This window comes from Massilia sp. 01N417 (assembly GCF_056399645.1).
On the sequence record NZ_JBFTRS010000016.1, the window covers coordinates 1 to 18,296 of the forward strand.

General features: G+C 66.4%; 17 protein-coding genes. 7 read left to right on the forward strand and 10 right to left on the reverse strand.

What is annotated here, in order from left to right:
• The 6 genes from AC1DOQ_RS17050 to AC1DOQ_RS17075 form a co-directional block, all read right to left on the reverse strand.
• Positions 1 to 214: electron transfer flavoprotein subunit beta/FixA family protein (locus AC1DOQ_RS17050; RefSeq protein ID WP_477366670.1), on the reverse strand; the 214-nt coding region annotated here is incomplete at its 3' end.
• 222 nt (positions 215 to 436) lie between these two features.
• Positions 437 to 664 carry a sulfurtransferase TusA family protein gene (locus AC1DOQ_RS17055; protein ID WP_036238555.1) on the reverse strand — a complete coding sequence of 76 codons (228 nt, stop codon included), beginning with the start codon at positions 662 to 664 and terminating at the stop codon, positions 437 to 439.
• A gap of 226 nt (positions 665 to 890) precedes the next feature.
• Positions 891 to 3,500 (reverse strand): alanine--tRNA ligase, encoded by a 2,610-nt coding sequence (alaS, locus tag AC1DOQ_RS17060; RefSeq protein WP_477366673.1) that lies wholly within the window; start codon positions 3,498 to 3,500, stop codon positions 891 to 893.
• Positions 3,501 to 3,706: 206 nt separating this feature from the next.
• Positions 3,707 to 4,465: a glycerophosphodiester phosphodiesterase gene (gene ugpQ / locus AC1DOQ_RS17065; protein WP_477366676.1), complete on the reverse strand. Its 759-nt coding sequence runs from the start codon at positions 4,463 to 4,465 to the stop codon at positions 3,707 to 3,709.
• Between the two features lie 11 nt (positions 4,466 to 4,476).
• The gene (locus AC1DOQ_RS17070) at positions 4,477 to 4,812 is read right to left on the reverse strand and encodes a DUF1294 domain-containing protein (protein WP_477366679.1); all 336 of its coding nucleotides are present in this window, start codon (positions 4,810 to 4,812) and stop codon (positions 4,477 to 4,479) included.
• Positions 4,813 to 4,861: 49 nt separating this feature from the next.
• A complete protein-coding gene (locus AC1DOQ_RS17075) occupies positions 4,862 to 5,833 on the reverse strand; it encodes an alpha/beta fold hydrolase (protein ID WP_477366682.1) in 972 nt (323 codons plus the stop codon).
• A 173-nt stretch (positions 5,834 to 6,006) separates the two neighbouring features.
• Here AC1DOQ_RS17075 and AC1DOQ_RS17080 point away from each other — a divergent pair, with 173 nt between their 5' ends.
• The 3 genes from AC1DOQ_RS17080 to AC1DOQ_RS17090 are packed head-to-tail and all read left to right on the forward strand — an operon-like array spanning position 6,007 to position 8,175.
• Positions 6,007 to 6,522: a hypothetical protein gene (locus tag AC1DOQ_RS17080; RefSeq protein ID WP_477366685.1), complete on the forward strand. Its 516-nt coding sequence runs from the start codon at positions 6,007 to 6,009 to the stop codon at positions 6,520 to 6,522.
• A 15-nt stretch (positions 6,523 to 6,537) separates the two neighbouring features.
• Entirely contained in the window at positions 6,538 to 7,008 is a 471-nt protein-coding gene (locus AC1DOQ_RS17085; RefSeq protein WP_477366688.1) for a DUF3597 domain-containing protein, read from the forward strand.
• 48 nt (positions 7,009 to 7,056) lie between these two features.
• Entirely contained in the window at positions 7,057 to 8,175 is a 1,119-nt protein-coding gene (locus AC1DOQ_RS17090) for a sensor histidine kinase (protein ID WP_477366691.1), read from the forward strand.
• A gap of 2 nt (positions 8,176 to 8,177) precedes the next feature.
• Here the strand turns inward: AC1DOQ_RS17090 and AC1DOQ_RS17095 are convergent, their stop codons facing one another.
• Both AC1DOQ_RS17095 and trpS read right to left on the reverse strand, forming a co-directional pair.
• Positions 8,178 to 9,227, reverse strand: coding sequence for a serine endopeptidase (locus AC1DOQ_RS17095; RefSeq protein ID WP_477366694.1), 1,050 nt, complete (start codon positions 9,225 to 9,227; stop codon positions 8,178 to 8,180).
• 125 nt (positions 9,228 to 9,352) lie between these two features.
• Complete coding sequence (gene trpS, locus AC1DOQ_RS17100) at positions 9,353 to 10,381, reverse strand: tryptophan--tRNA ligase (RefSeq protein WP_477366697.1); 1,029 nt, start codon at positions 10,379 to 10,381, stop codon at positions 9,353 to 9,355.
• Positions 10,382 to 10,663: 282 nt separating this feature from the next.
• On the opposite strand from trpS, the gene AC1DOQ_RS17105 reads away from it, so the two are divergent.
• The 3 genes from AC1DOQ_RS17105 to AC1DOQ_RS17115 all read left to right on the forward strand — a co-directional run bounded on the left by AC1DOQ_RS17105 (position 10,664) and on the right by AC1DOQ_RS17115 (position 14,866).
• Positions 10,664 to 12,985 carry a family 1 glycosylhydrolase gene (locus AC1DOQ_RS17105; protein ID WP_477366700.1) on the forward strand — a complete coding sequence of 774 codons (2,322 nt, stop codon included), beginning with the start codon at positions 10,664 to 10,666 and terminating at the stop codon, positions 12,983 to 12,985.
• 113 nt (positions 12,986 to 13,098) lie between these two features.
• On the forward strand, positions 13,099 to 13,923 hold the full coding sequence (locus AC1DOQ_RS17110) for a hypothetical protein (protein ID WP_477366703.1): 825 nt from the start codon (positions 13,099 to 13,101) through the stop codon (positions 13,921 to 13,923).
• 25 nt (positions 13,924 to 13,948) lie between these two features.
• Positions 13,949 to 14,866, forward strand: a complete 918-nt coding sequence (locus tag AC1DOQ_RS17115) for a hypothetical protein (RefSeq protein WP_477366706.1) — start codon at positions 13,949 to 13,951, stop codon at positions 14,864 to 14,866.
• On the opposite strand, the gene AC1DOQ_RS17120 is transcribed toward AC1DOQ_RS17115, so the two are convergent.
• Both AC1DOQ_RS17120 and AC1DOQ_RS17125 read right to left on the reverse strand, forming a co-directional pair.
• Complete coding sequence (locus AC1DOQ_RS17120; RefSeq protein WP_477366709.1) at positions 14,860 to 15,522, reverse strand: hypothetical protein; 663 nt, start codon at positions 15,520 to 15,522, stop codon at positions 14,860 to 14,862. The genes AC1DOQ_RS17115 and AC1DOQ_RS17120 overlap by 7 nt on opposite strands.
• Before the next feature lie 89 nt (positions 15,523 to 15,611).
• The gene (locus tag AC1DOQ_RS17125) at positions 15,612 to 16,238 is read right to left on the reverse strand and encodes an alpha/beta fold hydrolase (protein WP_477366712.1); all 627 of its coding nucleotides are present in this window, start codon (positions 16,236 to 16,238) and stop codon (positions 15,612 to 15,614) included.
• Between the two features lie 290 nt (positions 16,239 to 16,528).
• Between AC1DOQ_RS17125 and AC1DOQ_RS17130 the strand changes: the two genes are divergently transcribed.
• A complete protein-coding gene (locus AC1DOQ_RS17130; protein ID WP_477366715.1) occupies positions 16,529 to 18,289 on the forward strand; it encodes a cation:proton antiporter domain-containing protein in 1,761 nt (586 codons plus the stop codon).
• Positions 18,290 to 18,296: the final 7 nt, after the last annotated feature.

Here is an 18,296-nt window from a genome sequence, read left to right on the forward strand (position 1 = left end):
GGGTTTCCTGGGCCTGGGTCACGCCGCAGGTCACCGCCACGATCTCGGTGACCTTGCCGGCTTCCTTCAGGCGGGTCGCTTCTTCCAGGGCGATCTCGTCGAACGGGTTCATCGACATTTTGACGTTGGCGATATCGACACCGCTGCCATCAGACTTGACGCGGACCTTGACGTTGTAGTCGACCACGCGTTTGACGGGTACCAGGACTTTCATAGTGGGCCTTTGAAAAATGGAATGTGACTGACTAAAAATGATCCGAATTATAAGAGCAAAACTGCTTCAGCACAGAATTAAAGCACGATCGTGCGTTTTTTACTTAGAAGGATGCCACTAATTCTGAGGAAAATCGATTTGTCGGGTAGGAAAGTCGGATATGGAAAACACGGGGCTGCTCCTGCCCTGCCCCGTGCGTCGCTGCGCCGTCCTTGCGCGCGCTTACTTCCGGCGCAGCCAGAAGGTGAATTCGCCGTTGATGTGGGTATGCGCCAGCAATGCATTGCCAGTCTGCTTGGCGAAGGCCTGGAAGTCGCGGACCGAGCCGGTGTCGGTCGCAACGATGCGCAGCACTTCGCCGCTTGCCAGTTCTGCGAGGGCCTTCTTGGCCTTGAGGATCGGCAGGGGGCAGTTCAAGCCACGTGCATCCAGGTCCTTCTGGACCTCGATGGTGCCGGTGTCGAGTATGGTTTCGCTCATCATTTGCCTGCGGTTTTAGGGGCAGATGCCCGCATGGTACTCCAATTGCGGGATTATGACGCGCCGCATCAAAATTTGGTATCCGTGTTGCGTTGTGACAACGGCAAGAGATTGACAGAAATGACAACGGCCGGGATTTCCCCGGCCGTGACATGTTCAACGCGTGGGCACGGTGTGCCCACGCTACATTACCGCATCAAACGCGTTCGCCGACCCAGCCAGCCACGCCGGCCAGCGCCTGCGGCAGCGCAGCAGCATCGGTACCGCCGGCCTGGGCCATGTCAGGACGGCCGCCGCCCTTGCCGCCCACCTGCTGGGCGACGAAGTTGACCAGCTCGCCGGCCTTGACCTTGCCGGTGGCGTCCTTGGTGACGCCGGCGATCAGGCTGACCTTGCCCTCGGCCACCGAGGCCAGCACGATGGCGGCGGTCCCCAGCTTGTCCTTCAGCTTGTCCATGGTCTCGCGCAGTGCGTTCACGTCCGCGCCTTCCATGGTGGCGGCCAGCACCTTCACGCCGTTGACGTCGACGGCCTTGCCGGCCAGCTCGTCGCCCTGGCCCGCTGCCAGCTTCGACTTCAGCGCGTTGACTTCCTTCTCCAGCGCCTTGACCTGGTCCTGGACCTGGCCGATACGCGACGGCAGTTCATCCGGGCTGGTCTTCAGGCTGGCCGCGGCTTCCTGCAGCTTGCGGTTGGTCGCCTGCACCCATGCCAGCGCGCCCTCGCCCGTCACCGCTTCGACGCGGCGGATGCCGGCGGCGACGCCGCCTTCCGAGACGATCTTGAACAGGCCGATGTCGCCGGTACGGGTCACGTGCACGCCGCCGCACAGCTCTTTCGAGGAGCCGATGTCCAGCACGCGCACGGTGTCGCCGTACTTTTCGCCGAACAGGGCCATCGCGCCATGCTTGATGGCGTCGTCCATCGACATGTGCTGGGCACGGGTCGAATGATTCTGCAGGATCTCGGCGTTGACGATCTGCTCGACACGCGCGATTTCTTCCGCGCTCAAGGGGGCGTTGTGGGCGAAGTCGAAGCGGGTCTTGTCCGGATCGACCAGCGAACCCTTCTGCTGGACGTGGGAACCCAGCACTTCGCGCAGGGCCTTGTGCATCAGGTGGGTGGCCGAGTGGTTGCGGATGGTGCGCGCGCGCTTGGCTTCGTCCACTTGCGCATCGACCGTGTTACCCACTTTCAGGGAACCGGAGCGCAACACGCCGTGGTGGCCGAAGACGTCGGCCTGGATCTTCAGGGTGTCCTCGACTTCGAACAGGCCGTCCGAGGATTTGATGACGCCCTTGTCGCCCACCTGGCCGCCGGATTCGGCGTAGAACGGGGTGGTGTCCAGCACCACGATGCCTTCCTGGCCGGCCTTCAGCTCCTGCACCGAGACGCCGTCGGCGTACAGCGCCACCACGTGGGTGTTGTGGACCAGCATTTCGTAGCCGACGAACTTGTTCTTCTCGCCCGAGTACTCGACGTTGGCGGCCATCTTGAACTTGCCGGCGGCGCGGGCCAGCTTCTTCTGCTGTTCCATGGCGGCGGCGAAGCCTGCCTCGTCCAGCGTCACATTGCGCTCGCGGCAGATGTCGGCGGTCAGGTCCAGCGGGAAGCCGTAGGTGTCGTACAGGGTGAAGGCGGTGGCGCCATCCAGGTTTTGCGGATCCTTGGCCAGCTGGGCTTCCAGGATCTTCATGCCGTTTTCCAGGGTCTCGCCGAAACGCTCTTCCTCGGCCTTCAGCACCTGCATGACGCGAGCCTTGGCGTCGCGCAGTTCCGGATAGGCGTCGCCCATCTCGATGTCGAGGTCTTCGACCAGCTTGTAGAAGAAGGGTTTGGTCTGGCCCAGCTTGTAGCCGTGGCGCAGCGCGCGGCGGATGATGCGGCGCAGGACGTAGCCGTGGCCTTCGCTGCTCGGGATGATGCCGTCGACGATCAGGAAGCTCGATGCGCGGATGTGGTCGGCGATGACCTTGAGCGAGTTATTGCTGAGATCGGTCGCGCCGGTTTCGCGGGCGGCGGCCTTGATCAGGTGCTGGAACAGGTCGATCTCGTAGTTCGAGTGCACGTGCTGCAGCACGGCGGCCAGGCGCTCCAGGCCCATGCCGGTATCGATCGACGGCTTCGGCAGCGGGGTCAGGACGCCCTGCTCGTCGCGGTTGAACTGCATGAACACCAGGTTCCAGATCTCGATGAAGCGGTCGCCGTCCTCTTCCTTTGATCCCGGAGGACCGCCCCAGATGTCGGCGCCGTGGTCGTAGAAGATCTCGGTGCAGGGGCCGCAGGGGCCGGTGTCGGCCATCTGCCAGAAGTTGTCGGAGGCGTAGCGGGCGCCCTTGTTGTCGCCGATGCGGATGATGCGCTCTTTCGGCACGCCGATCTCGTTGGCCCAGATGTCGTAGGCTTCGTCGTCTTCGAAGTAGACGGTGATGGTCAGCTTCTCGCTAGGGAGCGCGTAGACCTTGGTCAGCAGCTCCCAGGCGAAGTTGATGGCGTCGCGCTTGAAGTAGTCGCCGAAGCTGAAGTTGCCCAGCATCTCGAAGAAGGTGTGGTGGCGCGCGGTGTAGCCGACGTTTTCCAGGTCGTTGTGCTTGCCGCCGGCGCGCACGCAGCGCTGCACGGTGGTGGCGCGCTTGTACGGACGGGTATCCAGGCCCAGGAACACGTCCTTGAACTGCACCATGCCGCTGTTGGTCAACAACATCGTCGGGTCGTTGCCCGGCACGAGCGGGCTGGAGCGGACGATCGTGTGGCCTTTGGACTCAAAGAACTTGAGAAACTTTTCGCGTATTTCGGTGGATTTCATGTCGTAGGGGCGTGTGAGGGCAGCATGCTATATAAAGAAAATGATTATAGCGTAGCTGTTGGGGGGAATTGCAGGCCGCGAATGGTGTGCTTGCACTAATTACAACGGTTAGCACGTCGTCCCCGCGAAGGCGGGGATCCGAGTTCTGCGTGCGTTTCGTTAGCTTAAACAACCTTGGGTTCCCGCCTTCGCGGGAACGACGGGATCTAGGTTTCCGCAAACTCCGCCCCAATCAGATCAATCCGATCGGTACAAACAGCATCCACCCCCCACCCCAGCAGCTCGCCAGCCCGCGCCGGGTCGTTGACGGTATAGCATAACAGCCCGAAGCCGGCCGCCTTGACCTCCGCCGCCTGCCGCGGGCGCAGGTAGCGGTGATCGACGTGGATGGCGACCGCATCCACCGCGCGGGCGCGGCGCTCCCAGTCGGGCGGCAGCTCGTCCATCAGGCAGGCGCGCGGCAGGCGGGGCGCCGCCTCGCGCGCGGCTTCCAGCGCCGCCTGGCTGAACGAGGACAGCAGCGGCGCCCGTTCCAGCTGTCCGGCCGCCAGTTCGTCGGCGAACAGGGCCGCGGCCATGCGCGCGACCGTGGCGCCGGTCTCGGTGTCGTGGCCCGGCACCGGCTTGATCTCGATATTCATCCACACGCCGTGGACCTTGCAGTATTGCGCGAACTCGACGAACAGCGGCACCGGCTCGCCCTCGTAGGCGCGGCCGAACCAGGCGCCGGCGTCCATGCCGGCCAGTTCCAGCGCGTCGTAGTCGCAGATCTTGCCGGAGCCGGCGACGGTGCGGCCCAGCCAGGGGTCGTGCATCACGATGGGCACGCCGTCGCGCGCCAGCATGACGTCGTATTCGATGGCGCGGAAACCCGCGCGCATGCCGCGTCTCAGGCCGGCGAAGGTGTTTTCCGGCGCCAGGGTGCCGCCGCCGCGATGCGCCAGGACTTTGGGGTAGCGCCACATGCTTCGCTCTCCTATCCGCGTGCCGACAAGACCAGGAAAACCGCCAGGTTGAGCGCCACCGTGCCCCAGAACATCCGGCGGAAAGGCTGCTTGACCGTCTTGTGCCGCAGCCATTGCTGGGCCACCAGGGCGCCCGGCCAGCCGCCCAGCAGGCCCAGCACCAGCAGCCTGCTTTCCGGGGTGCGCCGTGCGCCGCGCCGCGCCGCCGACTTGTCCAGCGCATAGCTGAAGAAGCAGACCACGCTCAGCGCCAGATAGGCGGCGCCGACCGCCGGCGGCAGGCTCCAGGCAAGGGTCGCGGCCGCATACAGGGCGGCGAACAGGAGGATGGGCAGATAGGGCGTCATGAACGGCAGCTTACGCCCCGCCGCTCATGGTGTCCATACGGAAAGGGCCTTAGTTGGCGGACTTCAGGAAGCCCACCACATCGTTGTTGAAACGCTGCGACAGGTCCAGATAGGGGAAGTGGCCGGCGCCGGCGTACTCGACCAGCGTCGCCTTCGGCAAGGCCCTGGCAAGCGCGCGCTGGGCCGGCAGGCCGATCGCGTAATCCTCTTCCCCGGCCATCACCAGCACCGGCATGGTCAGGCGGTCGAAGCGGGTGAAGCGATAGGACAGGAAGCCGCTGTTCCACAAGGCGCCGCCCAGTTCGCCGGTATTGCGCAGGCCGCTCTTCGCATCGACCTCGCGCTGCTCGGCCACCCGTTTCATGTCCGGGAACATGGTCTCGTCGTTGACGCGCTCGCGGATATCGTCGGCCACCGAGTTGAAGGCGAAGTAGCACTCGTCCGGCGTTTCCTTGCGCTCGGCGGCGGCGGCGCGCGCCTTCTGCAGGTCGGCCGGATAGCGCTGCGCCAGGAAGGCCACGCGGGCGGCGCAGGCATCGGGAATGCTCGACGCCGCGCTGACCAGCACCAGCCTGTCGACGTGCCCGGGATAGGCGGCGGCGTACTCGAGCGCCAGGGCGCCGCCGAAGGAATGGCCCATCAGCGCCAGCTTCGGCACCCCGAGCTGCTTGCGCAGGGCTTCGATGTCCTCGACCATGATCGGCATGGAATAGGCACCGGTCCAGGGACGCTCGGAACGCCCGCTGCCGCGCTGGTCCAGGTAGATCATCCTGAGCTTCCCTTCCAGGGCCTTGCCGGCCTGGGCCTCGAAGCTGTAGCTGTTGTAGCCGGGGCCGCCGTGCAGGAACAGCAGCGGCGTGCCGGCTCCCTGGCCGGCGACCTTGTACCACAGGCGCACGCCGTTGACGACGGTCTGGTGCTCGCCGGCCTGCATGGCCGTATTGCCGGCCCGGGCGACGGACGCGGCCGGAAGGAAAGCGGCGGCCACCACGATGGCCGCCAGGGTTGTGCTGAAGCGCATGATCTCTTGGTCCGCCTTGTTGTTGTAATTACGCAATTATAGAGAGCATGGCCATCCGCGCGAAAGCCCCTGCTTGTCCAGGCTGTCCGCACTGTCCGTTAATGAACGTACGGAGAAATCCGGCCGAAGCGCCTACCCTCGCTGTTCGACTGTCTCAACACCGGAGGAAAATCATGGGATTCGATCTAGGCAACCTGCTGCAGCAATACCTGGGCGGCGGCGCCAGCCCCAACCATGCGCAGGCCGAGGACGACTTCGAGCGCGTGGCGCAACAGGCGCCCCAGGAAGAGGTGGCGCGCGGCGTGACCCAGGCGCTGCGCTCGGACCAGACGCCGCCCTTCCCGCAGATGGTCGGCCAGCTGTTCGGCAACAGCAACCCGGACCAGCGCGCCGGCATGCTGAACCAGCTGCTCGCCAGTGTCGGTCCGTCCCTGCTGTCGTCGGTGGCCGGCGGCGCGCTCGGCAATATCCTCGGCGGCGGCCAGACCCGCGTCACGCCGGAACAGGCTTCCCAGCTCTCGCCGCAGCAGGTGCAGGACATCGCCGCTCACGCGGAACAGCAGAATCCAGGCATCGTCGACCAGATGGGCAATTTCTATTCGCAGCATCCGACCCTGGTAAAAGCCCTCGGCGGCGCCGCGCTGGCGATCGCACTGGGCCATATGGCGCAAGGCATGCAACGTCATTAAACAAAGGAGAATTAAATGGGTATCCTAGGCGACATCTTCCACAAGATCTTCCCGTCCCACCATCCGGCAGCCACCCAGGCCGGCACCCAGGCGCCGGCCGGCGCACCCGGCGGCCAGCAGAACGTGCCGCCGCCCCAGCAGGCACCGGCCCAGCAGCCGCAGGCCGCGCCGGCGCAGAACACCGGCACCACCGGGGCCGCGGCCGCGCCGGCTTCTACCCTGAACCAGCAGGTGGACGTCGAGGAGATCCTGACGAATATGCAAAAACAGTCGGGCCAGCAGCTGAACTGGCGCACCTCGATCGTCGACCTGCTGAAACTGCTGAACCTGGACAGCAGCCTGCAGGCGCGCAAGGAACTGGCGGCCGAGCTGAACTACACCGGCGACACCAACGATTCGGCCACCATGAACATCTGGCTGCACAAGCAGGTCATGACCAAGCTGGCGCAAAACGGCGGCAAGGTGCCGGCCGATCTGCAGGGCTGAGGACGATGCCGGGCCGGGACGCGCGGCGCGCACCGGTCCGGCCCTTTGATGATGCTTTCGACCAATCAACAGTCCAGCACCAAGAACTTATCCGAGCAATCCAGGAAAGTACTGGCCATCCGCGACGATGTTTTTGCCGAATGGGAAAAACGTGTACGCAGCCTGATCCAGGGCGCGGATGAAGTCAGCCATCCCGTGCTGCTCGATACCCTCCCCTTGTTCTACGGGAACATCGCGGAAGCGCTCAGCCCGGGATTCGAGCGCGCAAACGGGGCCAGCGATTCGACCGCCGCCACCGGCCACGGCAGCGAGCGGGCGCGCACGACCGACTACAAGGCGGTCGAGATCGTCCACGAATACCAGCTGCTGCGCGACGTCCTGTTCGAGGTCGCCAAACGGCACGGCATCCAGTTCAGCGGCGAGGAAGCCCGCATCATCCGCTCCTCCTTCGACCAGGCGATCCGCGACGCCATCGAAGAGTTCACGGCCCTGCAGCGAACCTTCCGCGAACGGGTCGCCGCCTCGCTCACGCACGACATGCGCAGCCCGCTGTCCGTCATCATCTCCGGGGCGGAACTGCTGCTGGCGGCCAATCCGGACAAGCCGGACAAGATCGCCCGGAAGATCCTGGACAATGGCTTGCGCCTGGAAAAGATGATCCAGGAACAGCTCGACGCCATCGCCCAGCCTGCCCCCCACGCCGCCGCCCTGCCCCTGGCCCAGGTGGATGCGCTGGCGCTGGCGAACAAGGTCGGCGAACACGTCGACGACACCACCTCGGCGCACTGCGAGGTGAGCGGCGAAGCCGTGACCGGCTGGTGGAACGAAAGCGCGCTCCGGCGCGCCCTCGAAAACCTGGCCCTGAACGCGGCCAAGTACGGCGACGGAAAGCTGGTGAGCGTGAAGGTCGCCCAGACCCACGGCCGGGTCGTCATCTCGGTCCACAACAGCGGCAATCCGATCCCCGACGACAGGCGCAAGGACATCTTCGAATACCTGAACCGCGGCGAACAGTCGGAGAAGATCGGCTGGGGCATCGGCCTGCCCTTCGTCCAGGAAGTCGCCAAGCGCCACGGCGGCACCGTGGTGCTCGACAGTTCGGAACAGGCCGGCACCACCTTCACCCTCGACATCCCGATCGACGGACGCGAGTTCAACGGCGGCTGAACTCAATCGGCCAGGCTGGTATTCGCCGGCGTTCCGCAGGAAAAACAGAAGCGCATCAAGGCATTCTTGCGCACCGTGCACACCGGGCAGCGGTCGAACAACTGGAAGCCGCAATGCGGGCAATGCGCCAGGGTCTCGTCCTTGTAGTTGGCGGGCCGCTCGCAGGACGGGCACAGGCCCTTGCCGATGCGCCCCATCACGAGGTCGTAGCGCATGCCGGTCTTGCGCTGCTGTCCGGGCATGGCTTCGATCGCCTTCTGGCGCGCCAGGTAGGTTTGCAGCCAGCGGATCGCGTAGCGGCCGCCGCCCACCGTCAGCAGGATGCCGACGAGGTAGCGCACATAGCCGCCATAGCTGGGCAGGTAGGGCACCAGTTCGAAGAAGAAGGCGAACAGGGCAAAGAAGATGAAGCCCCAGGCGAAGGGCCAGTAGGTGCTGTTGCGCTTGTGCCGGAACAGCCAGCCGGCGGTCAGCAGCAGCGGCAGGGTCAGCGCCAGGCGGTACAGGAAGACGTGCAGCTCGGCGCGGCGCGCGGCCTGCGCGGCCCGCTCCCGGGCCGGTTCCAGCAGCGCCTCATAGTCTTGCCGCGCCTTCTGCTCGGCCTGGGCCGCATCCAGCCGGACCTGGCGCTGGGCTTCCACCGCGGCCAGCGCCGTCCGTTCGTCCTGCGCCAGGCCGTCCAGCGCGCGGGTACGTGCTATCAGCTCGGCATCCTGGTCCGGCCGCACGGTGGCATGGCGGGTGGCGAGCCAGTTGTGGAAGGTCTCGCGCGCGCTGCGCGTATTGGCCTGGGCGACCTCATGCTTCTGCTCGGCCTGGTCAAGCGCGCGCCCGGCTTCCTCGCGCACCCTGGCCGCACGGTCGATTTGCGCCCTGGTCTGCGCCGCCGCGGCCGGCTCCAGCATGGCCTGCGCGGTCGGCGCCGGATCGAGCCCGCCCAGGTTGTCGATCACCTTGCCGCCGAGGCCGATCAGGAAGCCGGCAAAGATGACGGCCACCAGCCACAGGGCACGGTGCATCCAGGTTTCGGTCAGGCGCAGGCCTTTGTTCATGGCGGCATTCTCCTTCAAGGATGGCAACCCTCGCAGCTTGCCATTTTCGAAGAACGCGCACCAGCCCCGGATCCGGGGCCGCCGCCGCGCGCTACCCGGGGTAGCGGATCGCGCTACCGGCGGGATCAGAAATAGGACAAGCCCAGCGCCTGGCGCACTTCGTCCATGGTCTGCGCCGCCACTTCGCGCGCCTTGAAAGTGCCGTCCTTCAGGATCTGCATGACCTGGCCCTTGTCCTTGGCGAATTCCTCGCGGCGGGCGCGGATCGGCGCCAGCATCTCCTGCAGGATGCCCTCCAGGCGCTTCTTGACGACCGAGTCGCCCAGGCCGCCGCGGGTGTAGTGGGCTTTCATCTCGGCCAGGCCTTCCTTGTCGGTGTCGAAGGCATCCAGATAGATGAAGGCGACGTTGCCTTCCAGGTGGCCCCGGTCCGAGACCTTCAGGTGCAGCGGGTCGGTGTAGACCTGCTTGACGGCGGCGCGGATCTCGTCGGCGCTGGCGCCCAGGTTGATGGTATTGCCCAGCGACTTGCTCATCTTGGCGCGGCCGTCGGTGCCCGGCAGGCGGCCGACTTCCGGCACGATCGCCTTGGCCTCGACCAGGATGTCCTTGCCCTGGCCGTAGGTGCGGTTGAACTTGCGCACGATCTCGTTGCACTGCTCGATCATCGGGATCTGGTCGTCGCCGACCGGCACGATGCCGGCCTTGAAGGCGGTGATGTCGGCGGCCTGGCTGGCCGGGTAGGTCAGGAAGCCGGCCGGGATATCGCGCTCGAAGCCGCGCTGCACGATTTCGGCCTTGACGGTCGGGTTGCGCTCGAGGCGGGCGACGGTCACCAGGTTCAGGTAATAGAAGGTCAGCTCGGCCAGTTCCGGAATCTGGGACTGGATCAGGATGGTCGACTTGGCCGGATCGATCCCTACGGCAAGGTAATCGAGCGCCACCTCGATCACGTTCCGGTGTACCTTACCTATGTCATCCATGTTGTCCGTGAGCGCCTGGGCGTCCGCGAGCATGATGAATTGGCGATATTGATCCTGGTAAGTGACGCGATTACGCAGGCTGCCGACGAAGTGGCCGAGATGCAGCGGCCCGGTGGGACGGTCGCCGGTCAGGATGACGGAGCTGGTAGCGGTGGGGGTTTGCTGACTCATCGGGGTTCCTTTTTATCCTTGCCCCGATCCTGCCGCGCCATTGACAACGCCACCTTGAATCGAGGCGGCGTTCATTGATTCACATTCAACTCTCTGGCCGCGCGCGCTTAGCGGCGCCACCAGGAAACGAGAACGAAATGTGTATTCGAAAAATTCATGATGGCATGGTTACAGGTTGCCGCAGCGCTGTCAACCGCCAGCTTACCGATACCCCTGACATCCTGGACCGGAAGGGAGTTCCATGAATTTTTTGTTGCAATAAATTTAATAGATTGGTGATTTATGGATTCTACGAAGAGCACGAACAGCCACCACAACCGACCGCTGCAACTCTGGGGCGGTCTCGAATGCACCGTCAATCGCGTCCGCGATGACTATTTCCACCAGCTCGATCGCAACGGCCACGCCACCCGTCCGGCCGACATCGAGCGCTTCGCCTCCCTCGGCATCCGTGCGATCCGCTATCCGATCATCTGGGAGCGTACCGCCCCGGACGGCATCGCCCATGCCGACTGGAGCTGGCCCGACGAACGCCTGAACGCCCTGCGCGAAGCCGGCGTCACCCCGATCGCCGGCCTGGTCCACCACGGCAGCGGCCCGCGCCATACCAGCCTGGTCGACCCGGCCTTTGCCGAACAGCTGGCCGAGTATGCCGGCGCCGTGGCCGCGCGCTATCCCTGGCTGGAGTACTACACCCCGGTCAACGAACCCTGCACCACCGCCCGCTTCGCCGGCCTCTACGGCGTCTGGTATCCGCACGGCCGCGACGACCGCACTTTCATCCAGGCCCTGCTGGTCCAGTGCCGCGCGGTGGTGCTGGCCATGCGCGCGATCCGCGCCGTCAACCCGAACGCCAAGCTGGTCCAGACGGACGACCTCGGCAAGACCTACAGCACGCCGGAACTGGCCCACGTGGCCGAGTTCTACAACGAGCGCCGCTGGCTGGCCTGGGACCTGCTGTGCGGCATGGTCGGCCCCGAACACGGCCTGTGGAACTACCTGACCGGCACCGGCATCCCCGCGGAAGAACTCCTGTGGTTCCGCGAGAACCCCTGCCCGCCCGACATCATCGGCGTCAACTACTACGTTACCAGCGAGCGCTGGCTGGATCACCGCCCCGAACGCTACCCGCAGCACCACCGCGGCACCGCCGACGGCATTCCCTGCGCCGACATCGAAGCCTCGCGCGCGCTGGCGACGCCGACCGCCGGCATCGCCCCGCTGCTGGCGGAAGTGTGGGACCGCTACCGCATCCCGCTGGCCGTTACCGAAGCCCACATCGACGCCAACCGCGAAGACCAGCTGCGCTGGCTGCTGGAGATCTGGGAAGCGGCCAAGGAAGTCCGCGCCAACGGCGTCGACCTGCGCGCCGTGACGGTCTGGTCCCTGCTCGGTTCCTTCGACTGGAACAGCCTGGTCACGCAGAACCGCGGCTATTACGAGCCCGGCCCCTTCGACGTCCGTTCGCCCGAGCCGCGCCCGACCGCGCTGGCGCGCATGATGCGCGAGCTGGCCTCGAACCAGCCGCTGTCGCACCCGGTGCTGCGCGGCCAGGGCTGGTGGCGCCGTCCGGGCCGCTTCCTGTGCCCGCCGGTGGCGACCCCGGCCGCCGTCACCTCGATCACGGCCGACGGCCACACCCTGGTCGGAACAGGCAGCCGCCCGATCCTGATCACCGGCGCCAGCGGCACCCTGGGCCGCGCCTTCGCCCATCTCTGCCGCAAGCGCCACCTGGCCTTCCGCCTGCTGTCGCGCCAGGACATGGACATCACCGACCCCGACTCGGTCGAGCGCGCGCTGGCCCATCACCGGCCATGGGCGGTGATCAATACCGCCGGCTATGTGCGCGTCGACGACGCCGAGAACGACGTCGAGCGCTGCATGCGCGAGAACGCGATCGGGCCGGCGATCCTGGCCGCCGCCTGCGCCCGCCACGGCATCCACCTGACCACCTTTTCCAGCGACCTGGTGTTCGACGGCCGCCAGGAAGCGCCCTATGCCGAGAGCAGTACGGTGTCGCCGCTGAACGTGTACGGCCGCAGCAAGGCGGAAGCCGAACAGCGCGTGCTGGACAAGCATCCCGGCGCCCTGGTGGTGCGGACCTCCGCCTTCTTCGGCCCCTGGGACCGGCACAACTTCGTCACCCTGGCCCTGCAGGCGCTCGAGCGCGGCGACGCCTTCACGGCCGCCAGCGACATGACGGTCTCGCCGACCTATGTGCCGGACCTGGTGCACGCCTGCCTGGATCTCGCCATCGACGGCGAGGCCGGGATCTGGCACCTGGCCAACGCCGGCGGCGTCACCTGGGCCGAACTGGCCGCCAAGGCTGCCCAGGCCGCCGGGGTGGACGCCAGCCGCCTGGAAGCGAAGCCGTCAGCGGACTGCGGCTTCGTCGCCGCCCGCCCGGCCTACACGGCGATGACCAGCGAACGCGGCATCCTGCTGCCGGCGCTGGACAATGCGCTGGCCCGCTACCTCGAGCTGCGCCGGCAGGGCGATCCGGAGATGGAGGAGCTGATCCGGTCGATGGAAACCCGCCAGCCTCTGGCCGGCGAACATCGCCAGATGGAAGTGACGCCACCGGAGGCGGTCCAGGCATCCTGAGCCGGGCTGATGCGGGCTGCAAGGACGCGGCTTTACCACGTTGCAATTTTTTATTGACTGGCAGTAACAAGTTGACTGAAAATTAATGCATCCGAACTCGTAAGGAGCCGTCCATGCGGTCCGCAGTTTTCCTGTCCGCCCTGGGTCTTGCCCTGGGGGGCGTCACGCCGCCCGTAGAAGCGACCGTGCCATCCCAGCCCGAGATCCAGCTCGCGATCCCCACCGCCGGTACCTATCACGGCCCCATCATCAATGGCTTTGCCAAGGCGCGGCTCTCGAATGGCGACATGTACGAGGGCGAATGGAAAAACGGCAAGCCCGACGGTATCGGCACCATGAGCTACATGCTGGGCGGTTCGTATGAGGGCGAGTGGAAGAACGGCAAGCGCGACGGCAAGGGCATCATGACCTTTGCCGGCAGCGAGCGCCGCGCCGAGGTGCGCTTCGTGGACGATATCAGGGTCGACGTGCCGGCCGAGCGCGCCTCCGCCGCCACGGCCTCGGCCAGGTTCTGGCTCTTGTCGGGCGACGACCCGACGGGTTCGCACATCCGGAACAAGGTGGTCTACTCGACCTTGCCGCTGGACCGGGACTTCGACGAGCTGACGCCGGACCAGCAGCGGCTGGTCCGCTCTTACTACCCGGCGCTCGACGCCGGCGACCAGCCAGCCTATCCACTGAAAGGTGGCAAGGAGTTGTACAAGCTGCTGGTGTCGCTGGTCCGCCATATGCAGATGATGGACGACATCCTCGTCTACGTCGCGCTGGACGCGGACGCCAATGTGACCTCGGTGACCACGATGACCACCATCGACGCCAAATTCCGGGACCTGATCGCGGCCGGCGCCGGCCTTCTCAAGTACAAGCCGGCGCAATGCGGCGGCCACCCTTGCGCGGGCGTCGTGCCGTTCAGGCTGAAGCTGCGCACCCTTTACTGAATCTGCTGAATCAAGGAACCCATCCGTGCAATCTGCCGCTTTCCTGCTCGCCCTCGGCCTGGCCCTGGGCGGCGCCAACCATGCCCTCGCCCAGGCGGCGCCCGCGCCGGCAATGGCGCCGGGCGAAGTCCAGCTCAAGATGCCCGACGGCGGCATCTATATCGGCACCGTCACCAACGGCGTCCCCGACGGCAAGGGCTATTTCAAGGATGCCGACGGCATGCAGTACGAGGGCGAGGTCCGCATGGGCCATCGCACCGGCGTCGCCGACGGCCTGTTCCCGAAGGGCGACCGCTACCAGGGCGAATGGAAGGACGGCAAGCCAGACGGCACCGGCAAGATGAGCTACATGCTCGGCGGCGCCTACGAGGGTGAATGGAAGAACGGCCGGCGCCATGGCAAGGGCACGATGACCTTCGCCGGCAGCGGCCGCCGCGCCGAGGTGCGCTTCGAAAACGGCATGCGGGCCGACGTGAGGCCGGAACTGCCGTCGCGCGCCACCACGTCCGCCAACTATTCCCTGTCGTCCAGCAACGCCCCGGTCGGCTCGCATATACCGAACAAGGTGGCGCAAGGACCGCTGCCGCTGGACCGCGGTTTCGCCGAACTGACGCCGGACCAGCAGCGTTTCGTGCGCTCCTACTATCCGGCGCTGGACGTGGGCGACGATCCGCCCTACCCGCTCAAGGGCGCGCAGGACCTGTATGCCGGGTTGTCGAAGCTGGCCGGCCGCTTCGGGCTGAACGACGACGTGCTGTTGTACGTGGCGGTGGATGCGGACGGCAAGGTCAAGAGCGTCACCACCATGGGTTCCCTCGCCCCGGACCTCAAGCGTGCGATCGGCACCGCCGCCGGCCTGCTCAAGTACACGCCGGGCAAATGCGGCGGCCAGCCCTGCGAGGGCGTGGTGCCCTTCAACATGAAGCTGACCGTCAGCTACTGAGGCGCTTTCAGCATCCCGCCGATCAGCGCGTCCAGCTCGCGTTCGGCGAGCGCCTGCAGCGCCTCGAAGCTCGGCGCGGCGGCGCCGTCGACGATGATGCTGAACTCGCACAGGAAGTCGCCTGTCACCACATAGCGCGACACGCCGAGGCTGCCCTTCTCCTGCGCCGTATCCATCATGACGCGATAGGGAAAGTGCCACGAGAAGGCACGGTTCCTGACCGTACGCTGGAGCGCCTGTCCCAGCGGGCCGTCGACCGCCTTGAAGCTCACGCCCTGCTTCTCGTACCGGGCGAATTCGGCGGCGCTCCCCGGGGCGAACCGGGCGAGGATCTCGGTGCGGCTCTTGGGCCTGTCGTCCCGCAGGCGGGTCACCACGACGGCCTGCGCCCCGAAGCCGCCATCCGGCAGGAACAGCACGTGGCTCGTGATGACGGTGCCGTCCGGCCTGCGCGCGATGAGCGCCTGGTGAACGTGGACCCGCGGATTGCCGGCCACTGTCGGGATCCGGATCTGCCAGCCCTGGTAGGGCGAGGAATAGATGCCCTCGCCGATGACGCCTTCCATCGATTCCAGCTTTTTCGAGTAATGCGGCGGCGCCGAAGGCCCGTCCGGCGATCCCAGGAAGCTGTCTTCCCGCAGTTGAACGACAAGCACTTCCCTGTCCTGCCTGTCGTCGCCGTTGGCGCTGGCCGCTTGCGTCACGGCGATCAGGAGAGCGAAGACGATCCGGGCCAGCGTCATGTTTACCTCGACAGGTGTCGGTTGATGAGGGGCGCGACCACGCCCGCATGGGTGGCGGCGACATCGTGTTCGCCGCCCGGGATGACGTGCAGCTCCGCCAGCGGCAGCACGGACGCCAGGCGCTCGCCGGCCTTGACCGGGCTGATCGGGTCGGCGTCGCCCCACAGCAGCAGGGTCGGAATCCGCAGCGCCGACAGGGCCGGCGTCAGATCCTCGTGGTAGGCGGCGAACCAGTCCGGCAGGAGAGGATGCGCGGCACGGGTCGCCGGACGCCAGTCCTGTGCCCCGAACTCGTCCATGCGCATCCCGCCCGACGTCGCCGACAGCACCAGGTGGGTGATCAGTTCCGGCCTGCGCAGCGCGGCAAGCATGGCGACCACGCCGCCCATCGATTGGGCGACCAGGGCGCCGGGGCGGCCGATGTGGCCGAGCACCATGGTAACGAGGTCGTCGATGCCGCGGACGGCCGGATCCGGCGGCACGCCGCCGAAGCCGGGCCAGCCCAGGTGCAGCTTGTGCGCCGGATGCGTCAGCAGATCCGCGACCGGATGCCAGAATTCGGTGCGGCCCAGGGCGCCGGGGAGGAACAGCAGGCTGGATGGCTTGTCGGGCATGCCGTCGAATTTCATCGCTCTCGCCTGATCAGGCGTTCGACGAGCATGAACAGCGCCGCGCCCAGCAGCCCGCTTACGATAGCTGCGGAAACGGGTGGCAGGTCGAGCCACCGGGGCAGCAGCGTGCCTGCCACTACGGCTGCGATGACGCGCGATTCGTAGTCTGGATAAGCCATGTTCGGAATGATCGGAATAGATCACGCAGTGTACGAAGAATGCTGGCAAAGTGGCAAGTAATGTTTTACCGGCAACATGAACACGCGTTATACAATGTCCCGGATCGTCGTCATGAAAGGCCGTATTCCGTGCAAGAGCAACACCCCTTTCCCTTTCTCCGGGAAATCCTGCTGTTCCTCAGCCTCGCCGGCATCCTGATCCCGCTACTCCAGCGCCTGCGCATCAACCAGGTGCTGGGCTTCCTGGCGGTCGGCACCCTGTTCGGGCCTTTCGGCCTGGGCCGCCTGGCCCATGACTTGCCCTGGCTGGCCTGGTTCACCTTCCCCAACAACGAGGACGTCGCCATGCTGGCCGAACTCGGGGTGCTGTTCCTGATGTTCATGATCGGCCTGGAGCTGTCGGCAGCGCGCCTGTGGGCGATGCGGCGCTGGGTGTTCGGCGCCGGCACCGCCCAGGTCCTGCTGTGCGCCCTGCTGCTCGGCGGCGCCGTCTTCCTGCTGCTGGGCCAGCGCATCGAGACTTCTCTGGTGCTGGGCCTGGTGCTGTCGCTGTCCTCCACCGCGGTCGTGATGCAGCTGCTGAGCGAGCGCCAGACCACCGGCACACCGCTGGGCCAGGCCGCCTTCGCGGTGCTGATGCTGCAGGACCTGGCGGTGGTGCCGATCCTGATCCTGATCGGCGCCCTCGGCGGCCACGCGCCCGGCGACAGCGTGACAGTGCTGGCGCTGCTGGCGATGGGCAAGGCGGCCGTGGCGATCGCCCTGATCTACCTGATCGGCGGACGGGTCGTCCACCCGCTGTTCCGCGCCTTCGCCCGCCACCGCCAGCCGGACGTGTTCATGGCCCTGATCCTGCTGTCCACCTTCGGCATCGCCGGCCTGTCGTCGATGGCCGGACTGTCGATGGCGCTGGGCGCCCTGATCGCCGGCCTGCTGCTGGCCGAGACCGAGTTCAAGCACGAGGTCGAGCTGATGGTCGAGCCCTTCAAGGGCCTGCTCATGGGCCTGTTCTTCATGACGGTCGGGATGAACATGGACCCGCTGCAGATCGTCCACGCGCCGCTGTGGCTGGCCTGCGCGGTGCTGGTCCTGGTACTGATCAAGGCCGGCGTGATCGCTTCCCTGATGCGGATCGGCGGCCTGCCCTGGGGCCGCGCGCTCGAAGGCGGCCTGCTGCTGGGCCAGGGCGGCGAATTCGCCTTCATCGTGATCGGCTACGCGGTCAGCAGCCGCCTGCTCGACGCCAGCCTGGGCGGCCGCGTGATGCTGGCGGTCGGCCTGTCGCTGTTCCTGACGCCGCTGCTGGCGCGGATCGGACGCACGATCGGCGAGCGTGCCGAAAGCCAGGTACGCGAGCTCGAAGCGCAGAAGATGGAAGCCGGGCTGGAAGAAGCGCGCGGCCGCGTGGTCATCGCCGGCTTCGGCCGCGTCGGCCAGCAACTGGCCAAGCTGCTCGCCAGCCAGCACATTCCCTACGTGGCCTTCGAGAACGACGCCAAGCTGGTGTCGAAGCTGCATGCCGAGGGCATCCCCGTCTATTTCGGAAATGCCGCCCGCCCCGAGCTGCTGCGCCGCGTGCATGCGGACGAAGCGCCGGCCATCGTGCTGACCATGGACCACCCCTCGTCGGCGCTGCAGGCGGTGCGCGGGATCCGGCGCGAGTTCCCGCACGCGCGCCTGTTCGCCCGCTCGCGCGACGAGCGGCATGCGCGCGTCCTCAAGCTGGCCGGCGCCAGCGTGGTGGTGCCGGAGACGCTGGAAGCCAGCCTGCAGCTGTCCGCCTTCGTGCTGGAAGCGATGGGGCTGGACGAGCGTGTGGTGGACGCCATCGTCGACCGCGAGCGCGACCAGTTCGCCCAGGCCCTGAGCGCGCCCGGCACCGCCGTCTAGCGCCCGA